Origin of the sequence: Sodalinema gerasimenkoae IPPAS B-353, assembly GCF_009846485.1 — a bacterium.
Classification (GTDB): Bacteria; Cyanobacteriota; Cyanobacteriia; order Cyanobacteriales; family Geitlerinemataceae; genus Sodalinema; species Sodalinema gerasimenkoae.
The window spans coordinates 3,735,082-3,754,717 of the sequence record NZ_ML776472.1; the positions used below are offsets into that span (position 1 = coordinate 3,735,082).

General features: G+C 51.9%; 16 protein-coding genes and 1 tRNA gene. 13 read left to right on the forward strand and 4 right to left on the reverse strand.

Annotated features, from left to right (window positions below; genetic code table 11):
- Window position 1: 1 nt before the first annotated feature.
- Window positions 2–1,495 (reverse strand): sensor histidine kinase, encoded by a 1,494-nt coding sequence (locus tag L855_RS16215; protein ID WP_159789765.1) that lies wholly within the window; start codon window positions 1,493–1,495, stop codon window positions 2–4.
- Between the two features lie 246 nt (window positions 1,496–1,741).
- Entirely contained in the window at window positions 1,742–3,244 is a 1,503-nt protein-coding gene (locus L855_RS16220) for a TM0106 family RecB-like putative nuclease (RefSeq protein WP_159789767.1), read from the reverse strand.
- Between the two features lie 304 nt (window positions 3,245–3,548).
- Between L855_RS16220 and L855_RS16225 the strand changes: the two genes are divergently transcribed.
- The 4 genes from L855_RS16225 (at window position 3,549) to L855_RS16240 (ending at window position 8,426) form a co-directional block, all read left to right on the forward strand.
- Window positions 3,549–4,541, forward strand: a complete 993-nt coding sequence (locus L855_RS16225) for a ribose-phosphate pyrophosphokinase (protein ID WP_159789769.1) — start codon at window positions 3,549–3,551, stop codon at window positions 4,539–4,541.
- Between the two features lie 122 nt (window positions 4,542–4,663).
- Window positions 4,664–6,046 (forward strand): hypothetical protein, encoded by a 1,383-nt coding sequence (locus L855_RS16230; RefSeq protein ID WP_159789771.1) that lies wholly within the window; start codon window positions 4,664–4,666, stop codon window positions 6,044–6,046.
- A 32-nt stretch (window positions 6,047–6,078) separates the two neighbouring features.
- Window positions 6,079–6,447: a hypothetical protein gene (locus tag L855_RS16235; RefSeq protein ID WP_159789773.1), complete on the forward strand. Its 369-nt coding sequence runs from the start codon at window positions 6,079–6,081 to the stop codon at window positions 6,445–6,447.
- Window positions 6,448–6,482: 35 nt separating this feature from the next.
- Window positions 6,483–8,426 (forward strand): GTPase family protein, encoded by a 1,944-nt coding sequence (locus L855_RS16240; protein WP_159789775.1) that lies wholly within the window; start codon window positions 6,483–6,485, stop codon window positions 8,424–8,426.
- 142 nt (window positions 8,427–8,568) lie between these two features.
- Here the strand turns inward: L855_RS16240 and gltX are convergent, their stop codons facing one another.
- Window positions 8,569–10,008, reverse strand: coding sequence for a glutamate--tRNA ligase (gene gltX, locus L855_RS16245; RefSeq protein WP_159789777.1), 1,440 nt, complete (start codon window positions 10,006–10,008; stop codon window positions 8,569–8,571).
- Window positions 10,009–10,132: 124 nt separating this feature from the next.
- Window positions 10,133–10,206: transfer RNA gene (locus L855_RS16250), tRNA-Asp, on the reverse strand.
- Window positions 10,207–10,411: 205 nt separating this feature from the next.
- Here L855_RS16250 and L855_RS16255 point away from each other — a divergent pair.
- The 9 genes from L855_RS16255 (at window position 10,412) to cbiM (ending at window position 19,594) form a co-directional block, all read left to right on the forward strand.
- Complete coding sequence (locus L855_RS16255; RefSeq protein WP_246198914.1) at window positions 10,412–11,932, forward strand: helicase C-terminal domain-containing protein; 1,521 nt, start codon at window positions 10,412–10,414, stop codon at window positions 11,930–11,932.
- 86 nt (window positions 11,933–12,018) lie between these two features.
- Window positions 12,019–12,984 (forward strand): glycosyltransferase family 2 protein, encoded by a 966-nt coding sequence (locus L855_RS16260; RefSeq protein ID WP_159789779.1) that lies wholly within the window; start codon window positions 12,019–12,021, stop codon window positions 12,982–12,984.
- 185 nt (window positions 12,985–13,169) lie between these two features.
- On the forward strand, window positions 13,170–13,640 hold the full coding sequence (locus L855_RS16265; RefSeq protein WP_159789781.1) for a hypothetical protein: 471 nt from the start codon (window positions 13,170–13,172) through the stop codon (window positions 13,638–13,640).
- A 14-nt stretch (window positions 13,641–13,654) separates the two neighbouring features.
- Window positions 13,655–14,161, forward strand: a complete 507-nt coding sequence (locus L855_RS16270; RefSeq protein WP_159789783.1) for a gluconokinase — start codon at window positions 13,655–13,657, stop codon at window positions 14,159–14,161.
- A gap of 121 nt (window positions 14,162–14,282) precedes the next feature.
- The gene (locus L855_RS16275; RefSeq protein ID WP_159789785.1) at window positions 14,283–14,447 is read left to right on the forward strand and encodes a hypothetical protein; all 165 of its coding nucleotides are present in this window, start codon (window positions 14,283–14,285) and stop codon (window positions 14,445–14,447) included.
- A gap of 195 nt (window positions 14,448–14,642) precedes the next feature.
- Complete coding sequence (locus L855_RS16280) at window positions 14,643–15,473, forward strand: DUF4382 domain-containing protein (protein WP_159791148.1); 831 nt, start codon at window positions 14,643–14,645, stop codon at window positions 15,471–15,473.
- Between the two features lie 527 nt (window positions 15,474–16,000).
- On the forward strand, window positions 16,001–18,286 hold the full coding sequence (locus tag L855_RS22010; protein WP_159789787.1) for a choice-of-anchor K domain-containing protein: 2,286 nt from the start codon (window positions 16,001–16,003) through the stop codon (window positions 18,284–18,286).
- Between the two features lie 152 nt (window positions 18,287–18,438).
- Window positions 18,439–18,942, forward strand: coding sequence for a carboxypeptidase-like regulatory domain-containing protein (locus L855_RS16290; RefSeq protein WP_159789789.1), 504 nt, complete (start codon window positions 18,439–18,441; stop codon window positions 18,940–18,942).
- A gap of 7 nt (window positions 18,943–18,949) precedes the next feature.
- Window positions 18,950–19,594, forward strand: a complete 645-nt coding sequence (gene cbiM / locus L855_RS16295; RefSeq protein WP_159789791.1) for a cobalt transporter CbiM — start codon at window positions 18,950–18,952, stop codon at window positions 19,592–19,594.
- Window positions 19,595–19,636: the final 42 nt, after the last annotated feature.

The window sequence follows — 19,636 nt, forward strand, 5'->3', positions numbered from 1 at the left end:
TTTAGTCCGGGTCAGCGGGGAAGACTGGCAGTTCAATGATAAACTCCGTCCCTTGGCCCGGGGTGGAGTCAAAAGTCAGGCTTCCCCCATGGTTCTCGGTGATGATTTGCCGACTCAGCGATAGGCCTAACCCCGTTCCCCGTTCTCCCTCTTTGGTGGTGAAAAAGGTCTCAAACAGCCGGGGTTGAACCTCGATGGGAATCCCGGCCCCATTATCGGCGATACAGATGGCGATGCGATCGCCCTCCTCATCTTGGATATATTGAGTACGAATGCAAATGAAATTGGGATTCGCCTGAATCTCCCCATAGCTGTCATCCTGGTTGGCGTCCTCGACGGCATCAATGGCGTTGCTGAGTAGATTCATAAACACCTGATTCAGTTGTCCGGGACGGGCAAGAATTTTGGGCAGTTCGCTATAGTCCTTCTCTACCCGAATTTCGGAACGTTCGGGATTGGCTTTGAGACGATGCCGTAACACCACTAGGGTACTGTCCAAACCTTCATGGACATCACAAAGGGTTTCCTCGGCATCGAGTCGGGAGAACTGACGCAGGGAGGAGACAATCTCTTGGATGCGATCGACACTGACTTTCATTGAATTGACAATCAGGGGAAAATCCTCGATGAGATAGTCAATATCAATTTCTTCGGCGTGTTCTGTGAGGTCTGGGGGAGTGTCGGGATAATGCTGTTGATATAAACTCAGATGTTCTAGAAGATCGGCGGTGTAGTCGGCGGTGTGAGACAGGTTTCCGGTGATGCAGCCGAGGGGATTGTTAATCTCATGGGCAACCCCTGCCACCAATTGTCCTAGACTGGAAATCTTCTCGATTTGAACCAGTTTTGATTGGGTATATTGCAGTTCTTGTAATGTAGTTTCGAGTTCTTTAATTCTCTCCTTTTCTCGCCGCTCCGCTTGTTCTCGCTTCAGCTCAGCCACCGTTCGCGTAGCAAATAAACTCAGGAGAACTTCGGCACGATACCGCTTTTCTACGGAGATGGGACGGTCATCTAAAATGCAAATATGACCGATAGGTTGACGGGTATCCGGATCGATTAAGGCGATGCCAAGATAGGATTCTGCCTTGAGCTGGACAAGGTCAATATCTTCAGGAAAGTGTCGTTGAACTTCCTCAGGAAACCAACAGAGGCTTAAGTCTCCTGAGGTCTCACAGGCCTGTTCTAACAGCCGTCCGCAGGGCGTACACACGAGATCATACTCGAAGTTATCCACCACACCTTGACCACTCCAAAAGCACAGCGATCGCACTCGCGTGGGATGCTGATCGCGCCATTGGCAAATTTCCCCAATAATGGCATATTTGACATCTAGGCTTGCCGTTAACTGTTCCGCTAGGACGGGATAGTAATCCCGGCCAGTTACAGCAGCGGTCTGGGTAATGAAGTGGGAGAGGGTATCCCAAGAAATCTCTTGTACCAAGGCGTCCGGGAGAGCGGTGGAGGGGGGGGGTGAATGGAGTGAATCGGACATAGTGGAGAGGTACTCCAGGTCAGGAATGGAGTGGGTTAAGTCAGAAGAGAGGTCGGGACGGTTGACCATGTCCTTAATAAAGCTGATGTGACGGGTCAGGGAGTTGCAGGTCGCGGCAGTGTCCCCTATCCGTCTATGCTATTATCTGGATCTCCATCTGCCTATGATCAAAATCACAGCGACTACCCTAAATCTTATTGTCAACCCTAATCTCTCGATCACGTCAGGATACTCGGGGCTACCGGCTTAATAATTAATGAGTTTATGGGTGTCTGGCTCTATGGCATCTTGGTAATAGGGCTGAAGAAACTGACTAAGCCATGTTTTCAACGTATAGGTGGCACGGCAATCATCTTCGTTATATTCAAGAATTGCTTCTAAATATGTGGGATCTTGCTCAGCGAGCCATTGGTTATACCAGCAAATACATTGAGCACCATTGGCTTTAGGATTACGCCAGTTGAAGCCTAGCCAACGGGCAATTGGTTTGAGAGCGTAACTTTCTACGGGTAATACGGTGGATTGGGTCACCCACCAATGGATATCGACGCAGCGATTGATTAAGGCTTGATGGCGATGTTTTGGAGTTTTATAGAGCTTCGCTAAGCGTTGAATGGTCTTCACTTCATAGTCGCAAAAGTGAAAAATCAGCGCATTCGGATAGGACTCCATGAGTTCTAAAAATTGCTGCCAAACCCGAGCTTCTTCTTCGGGAGATTTAGCCATAAATCCATAATAGGTTTGGCGATTTTGGCGATGGTCAACGACCAAAGCCCCAAGGAGAAAATCAAGATCTAAATCTGGTTCGGCTTCGATATCAAAATGAATTTCGATCGCCCTCTGGGGGGCGGCTAACCAACGATTGCGGGGGGACTGGAGGAGGTGTGCCAGGGCCCCGTCTCGTAAGAGGGCCTGGTGGTCATGGGAGGCTAGGGCTTGTTGGGCTAGCTGATTCCCCGCTTCGGCCCCAAAGACCATCTTAAGCTGCGATCGCGGAGTGTTGGCCAACGTAGCCAGGGTGGTGATTCCCATCCCCTGTAACTGGCCATAGCGATTGGGAGTAATTCCAGGAATCAGGGACAAATGACGTTGCGACTCCGCCGCCTGATGACAAAAATTATACCAATGGCACAGATTGCATTTTTGCCGGGATAAGAATAACTCCGGGGCCTGGGGCTGACGTAAACTGACAATACAGTCATGGAGAAGCTGCTGCATCTCGGGAACCCGTTTCAGGAAGTCCACCGCATGGGGTTTGCGGCCCCGCAAAACGAGCCAGGTGGTGGAGGGCCAGACCTCTTGTTGTTGCGAGAGGACTAAACCATGAAACGCCCCAACGATTTGATAATCCAGTTTGGGGCGTTTTCCGAAGCGAATATCATAGGGAATGTAGAGCCAATCTCCAAAGCGGGATGAACCGGGATGGCGGACGAAGAGATCCGGTTTCGAGACTAAGTCAATCCCCGGAAGCCATGAGGCGGACAGCACCCCCCGATAGATGGCCTCAACCCCCTGTTCCATCAACGCTAATGTGGCTTGAGTTCCACCGTACCAATCATCGCCTGACCAGTCCGGACGCTGGTAATGATACTGACTTAAAACCTCTTGGCGGTGGCTGCGACTGTCTTGGCGTAGCTTGAGTAAGAAGTTGTCAAGGGGATCTCGTTGACGGGAGTCACCGAACACATCTAAAAATGCCCGCCGATCGCACCGTTGGTAATACAGCAGTAAATCATCACTAACGAGCATAAGACATGGAGAGGCTAGCTCCTAGGTAAATCATCGGCAGGGGACTGGCGCGGGAGCCATCTGTCCATTGTACTGTCTTTGCGCGGCTGCGGTTCGCTTGGGGGCGATCGCCGCCATCCGGACAAAAAACGCAAAATTTAAGTTGGACATCACAATTCAGCCAAACCTTGACAGCGAGCTTCTTTCAGCGGCAGGAGATCACAACCGCGCTCCTAAATCTAGCTCACAACCGGTAATTTTCCGAGCAGATTGGCAGTTGCAATGATAACATTGCCTTAAACTAACGTGCCGTCGAGGGTTCGCTGTGAGCCGTTCTGCAACTCTATCGCTTCAGCCTTCTTTACTCTCTGTTGTCGATAACAATCGATTAAGGCTATTCTCTGGGTCTGCCAACCTGCCGCTATCTCAAGAAGTCGCCCGTTACCTCGGAATCGATCTCGGTCCGATGGTGCGTAAGCGCTTCGCCGATGGTGAGCTTTACGTGCAGATTCAGGAGTCTATTCGAGGCTGTGATGTCTATTTAATTCAGCCCGTCTGTCATCCGGTGAACGATCATCTCATGGAGTTACTGATCGTCATCGATGCCTGTCGTCGGGCTTCCGCGCGTCAGGTAACCGCCGTCTTGCCCTACTATGGCTACGCGCGCGCCGACCGCAAAACCGCTGGACGAGAATCAATCACCGCTAAACTCGTTGCTAACTTGATGGTCGAAGCCGGGGCAAACCGGGTTCTGGCTATGGATTTACATTCGGCGCAGATTCAAGGCTATTTTGACATTCCTGTCGATCATGTCTATGGGTCGCCGGTGTTGATTAACTATCTGCTTAACAAGCAGCTCAATGACATCGTCGTGGTGTCTCCCGATGTCGGCGGAGTAGCTCGCGCTAGGGCCTTTGCCAAAAAACTCAACGATGCCCCCTTGGCGATTATTGATAAGCGTCGTCAAGCGCATAACGTGGCCGAGGTGTTGAATGTTATCGGCGATGTGCGGGGTAAAACAGCCGTACTGGTCGATGACATGATTGACACCGGCGGAACCATCAGCGAAGGAGCGCGGCTGCTGCGCAAAGAAGGGGCCCGGCAGGTTTACGCCTGTGCCACCCATGCGGTCTTCTCCCCCCCAGCGGTGGAGCGACTGTCCAGTGGGGTCTTTGAAGAAGTCATTGTCACCAATACCATCCCCATTCCCCCGGAGCGGATGTTTGACCAACTGAAGGTCCTCTCCGTTGCCAATGTCCTGGGTGAGACGATTTGGCGCATTCACGAAGATAGTTCTGTCAGTAGTATGTTCCGCTAGGCAGGCCAAAAACTGACAATCCGGGGTCGCTAGTGCGACCCCGCTTTCGTACATTTGCGGGATAATGGGAGGTGATCGCGACGGCAATTCTGGCTATGTTGAGTTAATCGGGGTACGAACCTATGTTTGATAAGCAACGCCCGACCCAGCGACCGACACCGTTTATCGCTACCAACCGACCGGATGAGCATCTACAAGAACAAACTCAGGAGATTGTTTATAACTATCTGCTAGAAATTGTTCGGGCGTGGTCGCCAGAGGATGTCTTACAGGAGTTTCGGGGCTTATTCATCGACTATGATAATGCCAAGAACCTAGAAGTCTTCCAATCTCTCAAGCAACTGGTTGAGGCTAATGAAGAGAGTGGCTTTCGCCATACGGTGAAGCGATCGTGCTACATCCTCTTTAATAACTGGGAAGCCAACCGGCAGCATAAGTTTATCCCCAAACTGGTTCAGCTTTTTCAAGACCCCTGCATTCGCGAGCGGACTCTCTCGCCTCATCTGCAACGAGTGCGGGCCTGGTTGCAGATTTTCACCGACGGGAAAGACTATCAAGATTTGCAGGTCTTTACCGCTAAATATGATGAAGGGGAGTTTGAGGAAGTTGAGGCCGCCAAATGGAGCGATCGCTACACCGCCTATTTGCTGGTTCCTCAATATTCCAATCCCGATAACCCCATGGAACAGCGGGAAGTGTCTCGGGCGGTCTCCCAACGGCTTAAAGACCGCTTTAAGTTTGACTTAGCTATCTACATCACCCGCGCCCAAATGGTGCGCTATGACAACCAGCAACACCCCAACCCAACCATTTTTGGGGACGAAGTTCTGCGAATTATTAAAACCATTCTGGCTCGTCGTGGCAGTCTCAGCTATGAAAACTTAGCTAACGTCTTTCTACGCCAAACGGAAAACCAGCGTTATCGAGATTTCAAGCGTAGTCTCCAGAAATACCTCCTCTTTTCCTGGTCCGATAAAGACCTGGCTCAAGTCTTGCGTCAACGGCTCTCGGAACGACTGGATCTGCTCTATATTGATAAGCATAACGATCCGGTAGATGAGTCCTTACGACTGCGGACTTGCAATCGGGCCATTGATGCCCTCATGAGTGAAAATGGGACGGAACCCTCGGCCATCTTTATCTGGATGCTCTCCTGTGGGAATCCTCTAGCCTTGGTGGCGATTCTTCTCAAGTTAGTCTTAATTAGTCGTCATTCTCGAATCCATTTAGAAACCCGAATTGCCCAGCTCATTCGCTACTATGAGCATTTACCGGAGGAAGAGTGTCAATGGGTGATCCACTTTTTTGAATTATTCAAGATTGCCTTTGCCATTCATGCCGAAAATGTCGAGTATAGCCTTGTGGAAGTGGGAGACCCTTCAGGGAGTGATACCAAATCCTCAGATCGCTACCGGGTGTTTGCTCGCTTGAAGTATCAAGAACTGTCTGTCGATGTCTCCGAGGATATTGATGACTCTGATGAGTTTACGCAACTCATCAACTAACGACCCTCAGCTAAGTGTTTCATCCTGGATTTATGACTGCTTCACTGACTGAATTAATCGGCGATCGCGCCCAACTCTATGTGAAACAACAAATCCCCCCCGGCACAACCCTTTGGTGGGGCCAGGATGACGAGGGGGAACATTGGAGTTTTGCCCCCTTACAAGAATCCGATTATCCGGGCCTGCGAAATCTGAAAACCCTAGAGGTTACCGAGGCTCATTTAGCGCAGATTCCTATCGTGGCGATCGAGGAAACCCTACAACTGGTAATTATTAACCTTTGGGATCATGGCTATCAGGGCCTACAAGTCGATCCCGATGGAGAAGTCTGGCCCGCCTCCTTCCTGGGGGGAAATCCTCAAAACCCTGAGTCTTGGGAGGTTCCCTATCAGCTCGTGTAGGCCCCCTAAGAACCCATCAATTTGGAGACCCGGTAATGGTACGATTCAAACCTTGGCAATGGGCCGTCCTGGCCCTTCCCCTTGTCAGTATCGTTGGCTTTATCCTCGTAGCTGCCGGTTGGCAAATTCAACATTGGGGGGTGAGTTGGATTTGGGCGGTATTCTTAGTGATTCTCCTCGGCTGGCGTTGGCTGTTGGCCCGCTGGACTAAACCCCAACTGGCTCAACTCGAAGCCGCTGTAGCCGATGCCAATCAACAACTCGAAGCCAGCCGCAATCAAGCCGAACAACATGGAAACAATCCACAAGCGGCCCAAGCTGTGCGAGAGGCTCTCAAGGAGATTTTACAAGAGACTCAAGAGGACCCTCCTTTCTGGGAAGATTGGCAATGTTTCTGGCAACGGGGACAAGCGGTGGTGGTGGCGGTGGCCCGGGCCTATAACCCCGAGGTTAAATATCCTTTACTGAGTATCTATGTTCCTCAGGCCTATGGCTTGATTCGGGGAACCGTCGATGACCTCGATCGCTGGATGGAGAAACTATCACCGGTTCTGGGACAAGTGACGGTGGGCCAAGCCTATCAAGCCTATGAGGTCTATCAAAAAATCGAACCCTCGGCTCGTAAACTACGTCAGGTGTGGGGATGGGCCCAATGGCTATTCAATCCGGCGGTGGCAGCGGCCCGCCAGGTGACGCAAAAATCCAGTAGCCGGGCAACTCAGGAACTGTTAGGGAATTTGGGGCAACTGCTGCGAGAAGCGGCGTTACGGAATTTGGCCCAGCAAGCCATTTATCTCTATTCAGGAGAACTTCCCCAGGAGTCATTACCCAATCTGACTGAAGACGAGGAGGATGGGTCTAAACGCTTTGGCCAGACCAATACTGAGACGTTAGGCACTATTCTCGATCGCGCTGAGTCTGCCGAAACCATCAAGCAAAAACCGGTCAACTTGCTTTTAGTGGGACGGACTGGGGCCGGGAAGAGTAGTGTGATTAATACCCTCTTTGACAGTGATCGCGCGGCGGTGGATGTGTTACCCAGTACGGACAAGCTTTGTCGCTATCTGTGGGAGGCGCCCAGCGGCGATTCTTTAGTCTTGTGGGATACTCCCGGCTATGAACAGGCGAAGCGTCAGGACTACCGGGAATTGGTTCTCGAACGCGCCCGGGAGGCGGATTTGGTGTTATTGGTAACCCCCGCCCTCGATCCGGCGTTACAGATGGATGAGGATTTTTTACGGGAGTTACAGAAGGAGGTGACGGACTTACCGGCCATGGCCATTGTCACCCAAGTCGATCGCCTGCGTCCCTTGCGAGAGTGGAGTCCTCCCTACAACTGGGAAGGGGGCGATCGCCCTAAAGAAAAATCCATCCGCCACGCCACGGAATACCGTCAGGAGGAACTCGGCCACCTCTGTCGCGCGGTTTTGCCTCTGGTGACGCGGGATGAACGGGCCCAGCGAGAGGCTTGGAATCTCCAGCAACTGTCTAACTCAGTTGTGGAGTCATTAGATCCAGCGAAGCAATTGCGACTGACCCGATTTTTGCGCGATCGCAATACCCGGATTCGTGGGGCGGCCCAAATCATCGAACGCTACAGCCGCCAAATGGCAACCACTCAGGGACTCACCAACTTTCTCAAAAGTCCCATCCTACAATTCGTTTCCACGTTAACCACCGGACAACCCACGTTAGCCTATCTCCTCGCGGAACAAATCCCTGTTGAACAACTGCCCATTGTCATCGGCAAACTTCAGATTGCCTATGATTTGTTTTCTTTATTAACCCGAGAGGAGGATATCCGCAAATTCGATCTCCTCTCCCTTTGGTCAGTGTTATTAGACAATCCGTCACCCCCTGAACGCAATGCTTGGGCCTTTGGCCATGCGGTCACGGAATATTGGGTTGAGAAACTTTCCACGGAACAACTGCAAAAACGGTTTAAGGCGTATTTTGAGGAGTATGGGAAGAGGCAGTAGGCAATAGGCAGTAGGCAGTAGGCAAAAGAAGGGAATGGGGAACAGGGAACAGGGAACAGAAGGCAATAGGCAAAAAACAACGCAGGGGCAAAAAATTTTTTGCCCCTACAGCATCTGGTATTTTGTCAAAATGGTATGGCTATTAACGATTTATCGCATTGTCGAGCCGTTGTTGATCCAGGCCTCGGGCATTGAGAATCAGCCAGGACTGGATTAAATCTGGGCCCTGTACCGCTCCCGTTAACGCGGCTCGTAGCGACTTCATCACTAGGCCCTTCTTCACCTTCAGTTCCTTCGTCACCTGTTTGATGATGTCCTTAGCCGTCGCTTCTGTGAACTCCCCAGACTGCACTAACTTGTCGCGAACGGCGGCGAGGGTTTCCGGGACTTGTTCCATCGCAAGCTGCTGCTGGGCCTTCTCGTCGTAGTCCACCGACTGCACAAATAGAGGCCGGCTCATCTCGACGGCATCCGGGAGAACCGTTAAACTCGCTCCTACGACAGCCGCGACTTGCAACAACCAAGGACGATCGCCCTCCACATCGAACTCATACCCCGCCTCTTGCCAATAGGGGATTAGTTGCTCTAACAGGGTTTCCGGGGCTAACTCATGTAAGACCTGACTGTTGAGCCAATTCAGTTTATCCCAGTCGAAGCGCGCACCGGCTTTGTTGACTCGTGCAAAATCAAATTGCTTCGCCGCTTCCTCTAGGGTGAAGCGTTCTTGCGCGTCTGGCGGCGACCAGCCTAACAGGGCCATATAGTTGGCTAAGGCTTCGGAAGTGTAGCCTAATTGCTGAAAATCATTGACCGCTGTGGCCCCATCTCGTTTCGAGAGTTTTTGACCGTTGGGGTTGAGAATTAAGGGGGTATGGGCAAACTTGGGAACCGCCTGTTCTAAGGCTTCATAGAGCAGAATCTGCTTGGCGGTATTGGCGATATGGTCTTCTCCCCGGATGACATGGCTAATCTTCATGTCCACGTCATCGACTACCACGGCCAAATTATAGAGGGGTTGGCCAATGTCTCCGGGTTTGGCGGCCCGGGCGATCGCCATATCACCGCCGAGATCTCGTCCGGCCCAGGTTAGGGTTCCCCGCACGAGGTCATCCCAGATGATAGAGCGATCGTCGTCGATTTTGAAACGAATAACGGCGGTTCGTCCTTCAGCTTCGTAGGCCTGTTGTTGTTCTGGGGTGAGATTACGATGGCGATTGTCGTAGCGAGGGGCTTGTTTCTTGGCTTTCTGTTCCTCTCGCATCGCCTCAAGTTCGTCTGGAGTGCAGTAGCAGCGATAGGCTAACCCTTTGTCTAAGAGGGTTTGCACGGCTTGGCGATATAAGTCCAACCGTTGGGATTGGTAAAATGGGCCCTCATCCCAATCGAGTCCTAACCAGCGCAAACCACTGAGAATGTTCTCGGTAAACTCGGGTTTAGACCGCTCGGTATCAGTGTCTTCGATGCGGAGAATAAACTGGCCGCCATGATGTTTCGCAAACAGCCAGTTAAATACCGCTGTGCGGGCGGTTCCAATATGCAGGTTTCCGGTGGGACTTGGCGCTAAGCGAACTCGAATAGACATAGATTAAGGGGAGAGAAGAAGGCAATAGGCAATAGGCAATAGGCAATAGGCAATAGGGGCCGTTGGCCTATCCTTAGAAAACACAAAAGGGGCAAGGTTTACGCCTTACCCCTTCTGCTTTTAACGGGACTGACGGGACTCGAACCCGCAACTTCCGCCGTGACAGGGCGGTGCTCTAACCAATTGAACTACAGTCCCTTGTTTCGAGCGTGATATCTATCTTGCCCTAATTTTCGGCTCTTGTCAACCCCTTTGCAGAACTTTTTTTAAGGATGCCCCGCAAAACTTGATTTTCAAGGGGCTAGCTCTTTATTTTGGCCCTGAGGACTACTTTGGGGCCTTCCTGGGAAGGGGAGCGAACATTAGAATAGTCTGGACTGTTTAGAGGTCGATGTCAACTGGAATGGGTCAAGTGATAGGCGAGGCTGTGATTGAAGCAGAAGTTCACGGTGCATTACGAGATTTTTTGCGGGTCTCTGGGGGCGATCGCTGGCCCCATCATTTAACGATGGCCCGGCTGGTGGCCCGTGCCTTGCGGTTGGGGCGCGATGCCTTGATTCAGACGGGAGTCTTTCCCACGTCGTCGCAACGCTATGCCCTCAGTTACCTCATGCCCATTTTGATGTCGCCGACAGCGGTGGTTGTGATTGGTTCAACTCAGGTGCGACGACAGTTGCAAGAGCGAGATATCCCAGACTTGCAGGCCTGGTTAGGCTCCAATAAGCCGGTTCAGGAGGGCGATCGCCTCGAAGCCGGTTTTGAGGGGTTGTTGCTGACCTCTCCCGAGGCTTGGTTGGGCGATCGCCTTGCGGGAGGAGAGGGATTCCGAGATGGAGTCCCCACTCTCATTGATGGGGCCGATGATTGGGAACGCTGGACTCAGCAGAGTCTAACGGTGGCGATTTCGCCTCAAGACTGGGTGGATTGGATTGCTGCCTCTCCTGACCAGGGGCCACAGATTCGCGATGTACAAGTGGCACTGGTGCGGCGGAGTCTGGAACGGCCCGATAACCCCTATCAGTCCCATATCATTGACCAGAGGGAACAGACTGCCCTGGCCCAACTAAGTCCCGATGCCGGGATGCCTCTGGCTTGGCGCAGCTTTTGGGAATCTTGGCGATCGCACCCTGGGGGAGTTTGGGCAAAACTCAATCGTCGTCAAGGACAACTGTGGCTCTACCATTCCCCGGTAGATTTGGGTAAATGTCTAGCCCCCCTCTGGGAACGTCAGCCGATGGTTTGGGTGGGGGGTGCGCTGGATTTGGAACGGGATGCCGCCGCCTTTCGGGAACGATTAGGCTTAGGGGATATGACCTGTGTCAAATTCAATCCCGTTCGCCACCCTCTCCATCTCTATGCCCCCGAACGGCTCCCCTTACCCAACACACCGGAATATAAACCTGCCCTGCTGCGAGAACTCCATGATCTGATTCGCATTGGCAGTTCTGCCGAAACCGCACCGGGAATTATTACCATCATTGTCGGGGATGTTCCCCTACGGGCGATCGTTGCCGCTCAACTGGCCGCCGATTTTGGCTCTCGGGTGCGGGTTCAACAGTCCGAGTTACCTGAAAATGGCATTCTCATTAGCGGTTGGTCCTTTTGGCGAGAGCATCAGGGAGAATTGCCCGCCAGCAAACTCCTGGTCATCGCCACACTCCCTTTTCCCTCCCTCGAAGATCCTCACGTGAGCGCCCAGGTGGCCCATTACAAACAGCAACGACAGGATTGGTTCCGTCTGTATCTGCTGCCAATGGCCTTAAGTGATCTGCAACGGGCGATCGCCCCGATTCGAGAAGTCCAGGGAACCGTCGTCTTATTGGATGTACGGGCCATTTATCGTAGTTATGGTCAACAAATTTTTGCCGCCTTGAGTCCCTATGCTCGGGTTAACTCCCCAGATGTCAGCTTATTTGAAGGCTAACCCCCCTCAAGAGCTTATAGGCAAGGGAAAAATCAGCGGCTATGATTGGCCATCAACACTTCACCCAAGCCAGGGTTGACTGGGCTATGACAAAACTCATTATTCAGATTCCTTGCTACAACGAGGAAGCCACCCTAGGCGTGACTCTGTCGGCCCTGCCTCGGGAGATTCCCGGCATCGATTCCGTAGAATGGCTGATCATTAATGATGGCAGTCTCGATCAGACCGTTGAGGTGGCCCAAGCCTGTGGGGTGGATCATGTGGTGAATTTTGATTGTAATCATGGTCTCGCCAAAGCCTTTATGGCGGGGATTGATGCCTCTCTCAAGGCGGGCGCGGATATCATCGTCAATACGGATGCCGATAATCAATACTGTGCTGATGATATCCCCAAACTCATCGAACCTATCCTGCGTCATGAAGCGGAGATGGTCATCGGGGCCCGTCCCATTGAAGAGATTCAGCATTTCTCCCCCACCAAGAAGCTCTTACAACGCCTTGGCAGTTGGGTGGTGCGTCTAGCGAGTAACACTCGGGTTCCCGATGCCCCCAGTGGCTTCCGGGCCTATAGCCGTGACGCTGCGATTTGTCTCAATGTCTTTAATGAATATACCTATACCCTAGAAACGATTATCCAAGCCGGACAGGAAGGGATCGCCATTACCTCCGTTCCCATCCGTACCAATGGCTATCTCCGTCCATCACGGCTAGTTAAAAGCATTCCTGCCTATATCCAACGGTCGATTTTCACGATTGTTCGCATTTTCATGACCTATCGGCCCTTGCGATTTTTTGCTTTGCTGGGGACGGTACCCCTAGGGCTAGGGGTACTACTCTGTCTGCGCTGGTTCATCTTGTTTATGGGAGATCCGACGCGGGCCCGAACTCCTAGTTTAATCTTGGCTACCATTCTGATTCTGATTGGCTTCCAGTTGTGGATGTTTGGGGCGATCGCCGATGTGATGGCGGCGAACCGCAAGATGCTCGAAGATGTTCAACAACGGCTGCGACGGGCTGAATATGAGAAGTATCGCCAGAAAAAGTCGCCATAACACGGCGATCATTCCCCATTTCCCCCAACCTCTCCACTCAACTCGGGGTTTCGGTTTTACGCCCGAAAGTTTCGGTTTGCTCGACCTCATGGCCGGCGCAGACCGGCGAAGTTTGGCTTTATGCTAGAGATAGTTGGGTCTCGTCCTTGACCGCCGCGCGCCAATGCCTCCTCTAGCGACCGATTATGATTGCCAATCGCCCTAAATCTTCCCTCAAACTTGTTAAAAAAACCATCGCCGGAATCTTGATGACCGGTGGGGTTCCCGTGGTGCTTTGGTCTGCTTTTCACCTGACGGGGGTGGGCCTGTGGGAACGAGAGTTGGCTCTGATTCTCCTAACGCTGGTGGGATTGCCTCCGACGGCGATCGCCAGTTGGCTCTTCTGGAATGTAGCTCAGCAGTCGAAACAGGAACAACTGCAAGCCCAGCAAGCCCAGGCTGACCAACTGCAACAGACCTTTTTTCGTATGATTGTTGAGGGGGATGGAGGTATCACCCCGTTAGAGTTTTCCATGGCGACTCAGTTATCGGGCCGGGAGGCGAAGGCATTTCTCGATGGTTGTGCCAAGGACTATGATGGTGCCTTTGATGTGACGAACGAGGGCAATATCATCTACCGCTTTGATGTGCAACGGAAGCGGCTTCGGGAAGGGTAAGGGAGACTCCGGGGATGTCTAAACCTGTACCGGTGGTTGTGGTGATGGGGGTATCCGGTTGTGGGAAAACAACCGTCGCGCAGGGATTGGCCCAACGGTTGGGCTGGCGTTTTTTGGAGGGCGATACGTTTCATCCCGCCGCCAATGTAGAGAAAATGGCTCGGGGGATTCCCCTGAAGGATGACGATCGCCTCCCCTGGTTGCAACGACTCCGCGAGGCGATCGCTCAGGCTCGGCGCGAGAGTCAAGACTCTGGAACCGGTGTGGTTGTGGCCTGTTCTGCCCTCAAACAAGCCTATCGAGATCGCTTAATGGGGAATCAAGGGCCGTTCCGCTGGGTATATCTGCGAGGGGAGTTTGAGCTGTTGCGCCAACGGCTTGAGACACGCTCAGACCACTTTATGCCCGCCCAGCTCCTGGCCAGTCAGTTTGCCGCCCTCGAAGAACCCGAGGGGGCGATCGTTCTCGATTGTGGGCGATCGCCCCAAGACTTGATCGCCCATCTCCTTAATTTTTTGTAAAATCACATCGAGTTGTGATTCTCGACACTCCTAAGTCAAAAAATTTGCTCCATGCTAGAGCTGAAGTCACTTACGGCTACCCAATTGTTTTAGCCACCTGCTAGTGGAGAGGAGTTTCGCCATGCTTGATACAGATCGCCTCAGCTCCGGTTCTCGCCTGATTCGAGCCATGGTGTTTACCCTTCTGCTCTTGTTTGTCTTTCGCTTTCTTGGCCCCCCTGAATCCTCGGAGGATCTGGGACTGTGGCAGACCGTTTTACCGAGAATTACAACCCTGCTGTCTTAGGGCAACAGGCGGAACCACAGAGACACAGAGGACACGGAGAAGGAGAAAGAGAGAGCAAGATGTAGAGGTACCCTTGTCATAGCCCTCGTCGTCTTCCGGCATCACCCACCCTGCCATGAGTTTTAATGTTAAACTACCCGCAACTGCAATAAAACTTAACGTTAGCAGACATCTAAAAGCATCCAACTTGTGAAAATGACCCCTAAATCGATACTGAGCGCCCTGGCCCTCAGTAGTTTTCTGTTAGTCGGCTGCTCTGATATGGCCACCGAGACGGATACAGATACCACGGCCTTGACTCCAGGAGAGGGAACCGGAACCCTGACCGTTCATGCTAACGGCGAGGAGTACGCTTGGGAAGGGATTACCAGCAAAGAAGGTTGGAACCTCACCTTTGACCATTTTTATGTGCATCTGAGTGATGTTACTGCTTACCAAACGGATCCCCTCTACCAGGCAGAGAATGCCGAAATCTCGGCCCGCAAATCCTTGATGCTAGTGGAGTCAACCACTGTTGATTTGGCTCAGGGTGATGGTCCTGTTTTCCTAGGAGAAGCTGACACCGAGTCCGGCCACTACAATGCTTTATCCTGGACAATGCTTCCTGCTCCCGATGGCCCCGCTGAAGGCTATGTGATGCTGCTTAAAGGAACTGCGGAACGGGATGGAGAGACAATTGAGTTTTCCATTGCCTTTGATCAGCCTCTCGCCTTCACTTGTGGTGAGTTTGTTGGCGATGAACGCAAGGGGATTCTCGATCAAGGAGAAACGGCTGATCTAGAAGCGACCTTCCATATTGACCACCTCTTCGGCAATGGTGAGCGTCCTGCTGACTCTCAGTTGAACCAAGAGGCCTTGGGTTTTGAGCCGATCGCCGCTCTGGCAGATAATGGGACCGTTGAGGTGACCTGGGAAACCCTGATGACGGACTTGTCAACTGAGGAACAAGAGAAACTTACTCAAATTCTCCCCGCTCTGGGTCATGTTGGCGAGGGTCACTGTTTCGAGAGCATGATGAGCAATTAGAGAGGACTGGCTATCCCGCTGACTCCTTGCAGACCCGTCGGGTGCGATCGCCCGACGGGTTTTTGCATAAAAGCACGGCATAACCCAGATGATTCAAAGGGTTGGCAAGAATTTCAGGAATCAGGAAAAAAAATTAGCAATTTTGGAAACCTATCTAAGGCGGGATTCGTCTGTTAGCGAGGATAGATCAGTAAAAATACTTCCGTTTTTACCGTATTTCTACTGAAATTTTCCAAATCTGGTAGATTTCCGTAATTTCACCGTTTTCAATTCCATCAAAACTGGGAAGGCTGGAAAAAGCTGCCAGAGTCTGTAAAGTAAACCTAAACGTCGTAAAAACTTGACAGCGAGACTTTAGCTGCACAAAGCTATTCAAAAAACTGGGTTTTGAGAAATTATCCAAAATTCCGGGAACTTTCTAGAAGCCTGGTGCATCTAGGGGGTTTAAGTCTTAACAGCGAGCCAGTTGCTCACCTCGCTGCGGGTGTGTCGCTGAAAAAATACCCCCTATTCAGAGGAACCTAGACATGGATGAAGAGATGATGATGACTGACGCTGAGACCACCGAGGATCAGGTCACAACAACCAGTGTTGACGATGAAGATGATGAACTCATCAATGGTGGCGACGCCGATGACGATATGGAAAATGGCGTCGATGATGAAGTCGATGACGAAGTCGATGACGATATAGAAAATGGCGTCGATGACGACGTTGATGACGTTGACGATGGTGATGTGATCAACGGTGATCTCAACGGCGAGGATGCTCTCGATGATGTCGTTGACGGTGGTATGAATGGCGATGACCTGAGTGGCGATGGCAGCGCCTCTTTCAGCCTCACCAACTTCACAGGACCCGCCGGAACCGCAACGGCTGAAATCACCCTTAAGCAAACCAGTGAAGGTATTGAAGTCACGGTTGTCAGTGAAGATACCGGCGGTGGTGCCAGTGCTCGTAAGGGTCTGAGGGGCTTCTTCTTCAACCTCAAAGATAATAGTCTCCTCTCAGGACTGTCCATTAGCGGAGACAACGTCTCTAACGCCAGGTTTAATGCCGGAAGCGTCAACAATGTCGGTGGCGGCAGTTCCATTGCCCCCCGTGCCTTTGACGCTGGGGTCTCCGTCGGTGGCGGTGAGTCGGCCACGTTCCTCATTAGCCATGAATCCGAAAGCCTGAGTCTAGATCTGTTTGCCGGTGAGAACTTCGGCATTCGCACCCAAAGTCGTAAATTGGCGGGTTCTGCTCCCTCGGACTTAGGATCCGGTGGTGATGTCAGTGACGACGATGATATGGATGATGATCTCGTCGGCGATGGCAACGGTGATGATGAGATGGTCGGTGATGACGGTGGCGATGCCGTGTCCGACGAATGTGAATGTGAAAATGAGAACGTTCTCATTGGAACCTCCGCCGGTAGCTTCTCTGATCCCGTCGAAGATACTCCCGATGCTGTGGTCAACATCACCAGCGAGAATGGTGGGACCAACAATCGCTTCCAATGGGGAGTTCCAGCAGAAGGTAGCGTTGACAACTTAGTTCAGTTTGATGGTGCGGACTTTGGGACTGAAGTCGGTAGCCAGTTCAAACTTGGGCAACTGTTCTACCAAAACGGGTCTACCTTCAATAACTTTGATGGGGACTTTGGCTTTAGTCTCGACCTGGATATCAAAGGTGTTGAGGAACTCGACTCCTTTGACTTCCTGTTCAACATTCTCAACACCCCCAACGTCACCGGAGATCCCGTAGAAGATGGCGATCGCCTACGCTTCTCGACCGGTGGACTGACTCCTCAAAGCTTTGCCTTCAACGGGTCAACCTACACCGTCGCTCTCGATGGCTTCTCCACCGATGGCGGTGAAACCATGACCTCGGGCTTTGACTCCCCTGAACAAAGCTTCGAAATTGCTAACCTCTATGGTTCCATCGTTGAACTCGATGATGTGACCGCTGAGGCCTTCGATCCTATGCCCACTGAGGACGCTGAGGAAATCCTCGATGCCGGTGGTGTTGTGATTGGGGGTGATGGAACCGGAGAAGGAGCGATCGCCGGTTCGGTCATCATCCGGAGTGAAACTCGCTTGAGCGTGGTCTGGGGTATTACCACCTCTGCCAGCATCAAGTTCCAAAGCGAAAGCTTCTTCCAAATCACCAACATCATGGGTGTGACTGAACTCAACACCCTCAACATCGGTAACCAAGCTGTCCTAGGTAGTGACGGTGATGATGAAATCGTCGGCACCATTGACAATGACATTATTGCCGGTGCAGATGGTGCCGACACCCTCTCGGGCGAAGATGGTAACAACCTCCTCGCCGGTGGTGATGACGACGATGTGGTCATGGGTGGCGACGGCGACGATGTTCTCGCTGGTAACTCCGGTAATGACACCATCATGGGTGGCAGCGGCAACAACGTCCTCTATGGCGGTCAAGGGGATGACCTCCTCATCGGTGGTGACGGCGATGACGTTCTCTCCGGTGATATGGGATCGGATACCCTCATCGGTGGCGGTGGCACGAACCAGTTTGTCCTGCGGGCTGAAACCACCCTTGAACTCACCGGTGCTGAAGCCGCTGACTTCATCATGGACTTCAAACCGGGTGATGGCATTGCGATCGCCGGTTCTACCATGTCCTCTATTGAGTTAGAGGTCGAAGATGTCAACGGTGACGGCGTCAGCGATGTGGTGATTCGCCTCGACAGTGGCGCCTACTTAGGTGTTGTCATGGGAACTAGCAACATCGAAGAAGTCGAGGAAGCCATGTACGAAGTCCCCGATGCGGACTATCTCCTCGGCACCAGTGCCTAACCTCTGACAACTCCTCAGGGCCTAGCCTTCTGTAGCTAGGCTCCAGGGTTTGTTCTCAACTCGATCAACTCAACGCTGCATCCGGCGGCATCTTGCGACACAATAAAGAGCAAGATGCCGTTTTTTGCTGTCCCCCCTTATGGGTTGTGCTTATGAAATCCCTCAACTGGACCCTGATTATTCCTATTGTCGGACTCGGAGTTATCGGCGTGACAGAAACTGCCCTCGCCCATGCGGCTCAACTGAGATATGAGATAGAGTCCACCATCTCCGTCACGGCCACCTATGATAATGGTGAACCAATGGCGAATGCTCAAATTTTGGTCTACTCCCCTGATGATCCCCGAGAGCCTTGGATGAGGGGAACCACCGATGATGCCGGACGCTATGAGTTTCGTCCTCAGGCTGAGGAGTCGGGAAATTGGACAGTGACCGTCCGCCAAGCTGGACATGGAGATATGATTACCCTTAACCTAGATGACTCTGGGACTCGGGCAGATGCCTCCACGGAAAATTCATCTGATTCCTCCCTATTTGCCGGGTCAGCGGATATCTCACTGCCCCAACGGCTCTTAACCGGTGGCTCTATAATTTGGGGCTGTGTTGGCACGGCTCTGTTTTTTAGTCGTCGTCGCAAATCGTCGTCGGAGTCCTAGGTTACTTATGCACATTGCAGATGGATTTCTTCCAGCTCCCGTGTCCCTATTGGGCTACGCCCTGACGGGGGGCGGGCTTTGGTTTTCCCTACGAAAAATCAGCAAAACCTATGAAGATCCTCAAGAACATATCCCCAAAACCTCATTACTCACGGCAGCGTTTTTTGTGGGGTCTTTAATCAATATTCCTGTTCCTCCATCGAGTGTTCATCTTTTATTAAATGGTATGTTGGGAGTACTTTTAGGATATTACGCATTTCCGGCGATTGTGGTGGGCTTATTTTTTCAGGCGGTCATGTTTCAACATGGTGGCATGAGTACTCTGGGGGTGAATGCCGCCATGTTGGGCTTCCCCGCTCTCCTATCAGGCTATCTCTTTAAACTGCGTCTCTCATTTGGGGAGGAAACGCCACGTCGCTTAGGAGTCTTTGCTTTTGCCGCTGGAGCTTCAGCCGTGGCCTTGTCCACGTTGATTTTCTTTGGCTTAATCGTTACTACAATTCCTGCTGATTTTGATGCGGACTTGGAACGGTCTGCTACTTTTGTTTTAATGATGTCACAAATTCCTCTAATTTTTATCGAAGGAGTATTTACTTCGATTTTGGTTTCATTTTTGCGTCAGGTCAAACCCAGTTTGATTGAGGGATTTTAGGCTAAAAATACTCACCATTTATTAAAAAAAATTGAGTTGACC

What these genes read in the sequence shown, in the direction of transcription:
- L855_RS16215 (WP_159789765.1), bottom strand. Translation starts at nt 1,495, where the DNA reads ATGTCCGATTCACTCCATTCACCCCCCCCCTCCACCGCTCTCCCGGAC.
- L855_RS16220 (WP_159789767.1), bottom strand. Translation starts at nt 3,244, where the DNA reads ATGCTCGTTAGTGATGATTTACTGCTGTATTACCAACGGTGCGATCGG.
- L855_RS16230 (WP_159789771.1), top strand. Translation starts at nt 4,664, where the DNA reads ATGTTTGATAAGCAACGCCCGACCCAGCGACCGACACCGTTTATCGCT.
- L855_RS16235 (WP_159789773.1), top strand. Translation starts at nt 6,079, where the DNA reads ATGACTGCTTCACTGACTGAATTAATCGGCGATCGCGCCCAACTCTAT.
- L855_RS16240 (WP_159789775.1), top strand. Translation starts at nt 6,483, where the DNA reads ATGGTACGATTCAAACCTTGGCAATGGGCCGTCCTGGCCCTTCCCCTT.
- gltX (WP_159789777.1), bottom strand. Translation starts at nt 10,008, where the DNA reads ATGTCTATTCGAGTTCGCTTAGCGCCAAGTCCCACCGGAAACCTGCAT.
- L855_RS16255 (WP_246198914.1), top strand. Translation starts at nt 10,412, where the DNA reads ATGGGTCAAGTGATAGGCGAGGCTGTGATTGAAGCAGAAGTTCACGGT.
- L855_RS16260 (WP_159789779.1), top strand. Translation starts at nt 12,019, where the DNA reads ATGACAAAACTCATTATTCAGATTCCTTGCTACAACGAGGAAGCCACC.
- L855_RS16265 (WP_159789781.1), top strand. Translation starts at nt 13,170, where the DNA reads ATGATTGCCAATCGCCCTAAATCTTCCCTCAAACTTGTTAAAAAAACC.
- L855_RS16270 (WP_159789783.1), top strand. Translation starts at nt 13,655, where the DNA reads ATGTCTAAACCTGTACCGGTGGTTGTGGTGATGGGGGTATCCGGTTGT.
- L855_RS16275 (WP_159789785.1), top strand. Translation starts at nt 14,283, where the DNA reads ATGCTTGATACAGATCGCCTCAGCTCCGGTTCTCGCCTGATTCGAGCC.
- L855_RS16280 (WP_159791148.1), top strand. Translation starts at nt 14,643, where the DNA reads ATGACCCCTAAATCGATACTGAGCGCCCTGGCCCTCAGTAGTTTTCTG.
- L855_RS22010 (WP_159789787.1), top strand. Translation starts at nt 16,001, where the DNA reads ATGGATGAAGAGATGATGATGACTGACGCTGAGACCACCGAGGATCAG.
- L855_RS16290 (WP_159789789.1), top strand. Translation starts at nt 18,439, where the DNA reads ATGAAATCCCTCAACTGGACCCTGATTATTCCTATTGTCGGACTCGGA.
- cbiM (WP_159789791.1), top strand. Translation starts at nt 18,950, where the DNA reads ATGCACATTGCAGATGGATTTCTTCCAGCTCCCGTGTCCCTATTGGGC.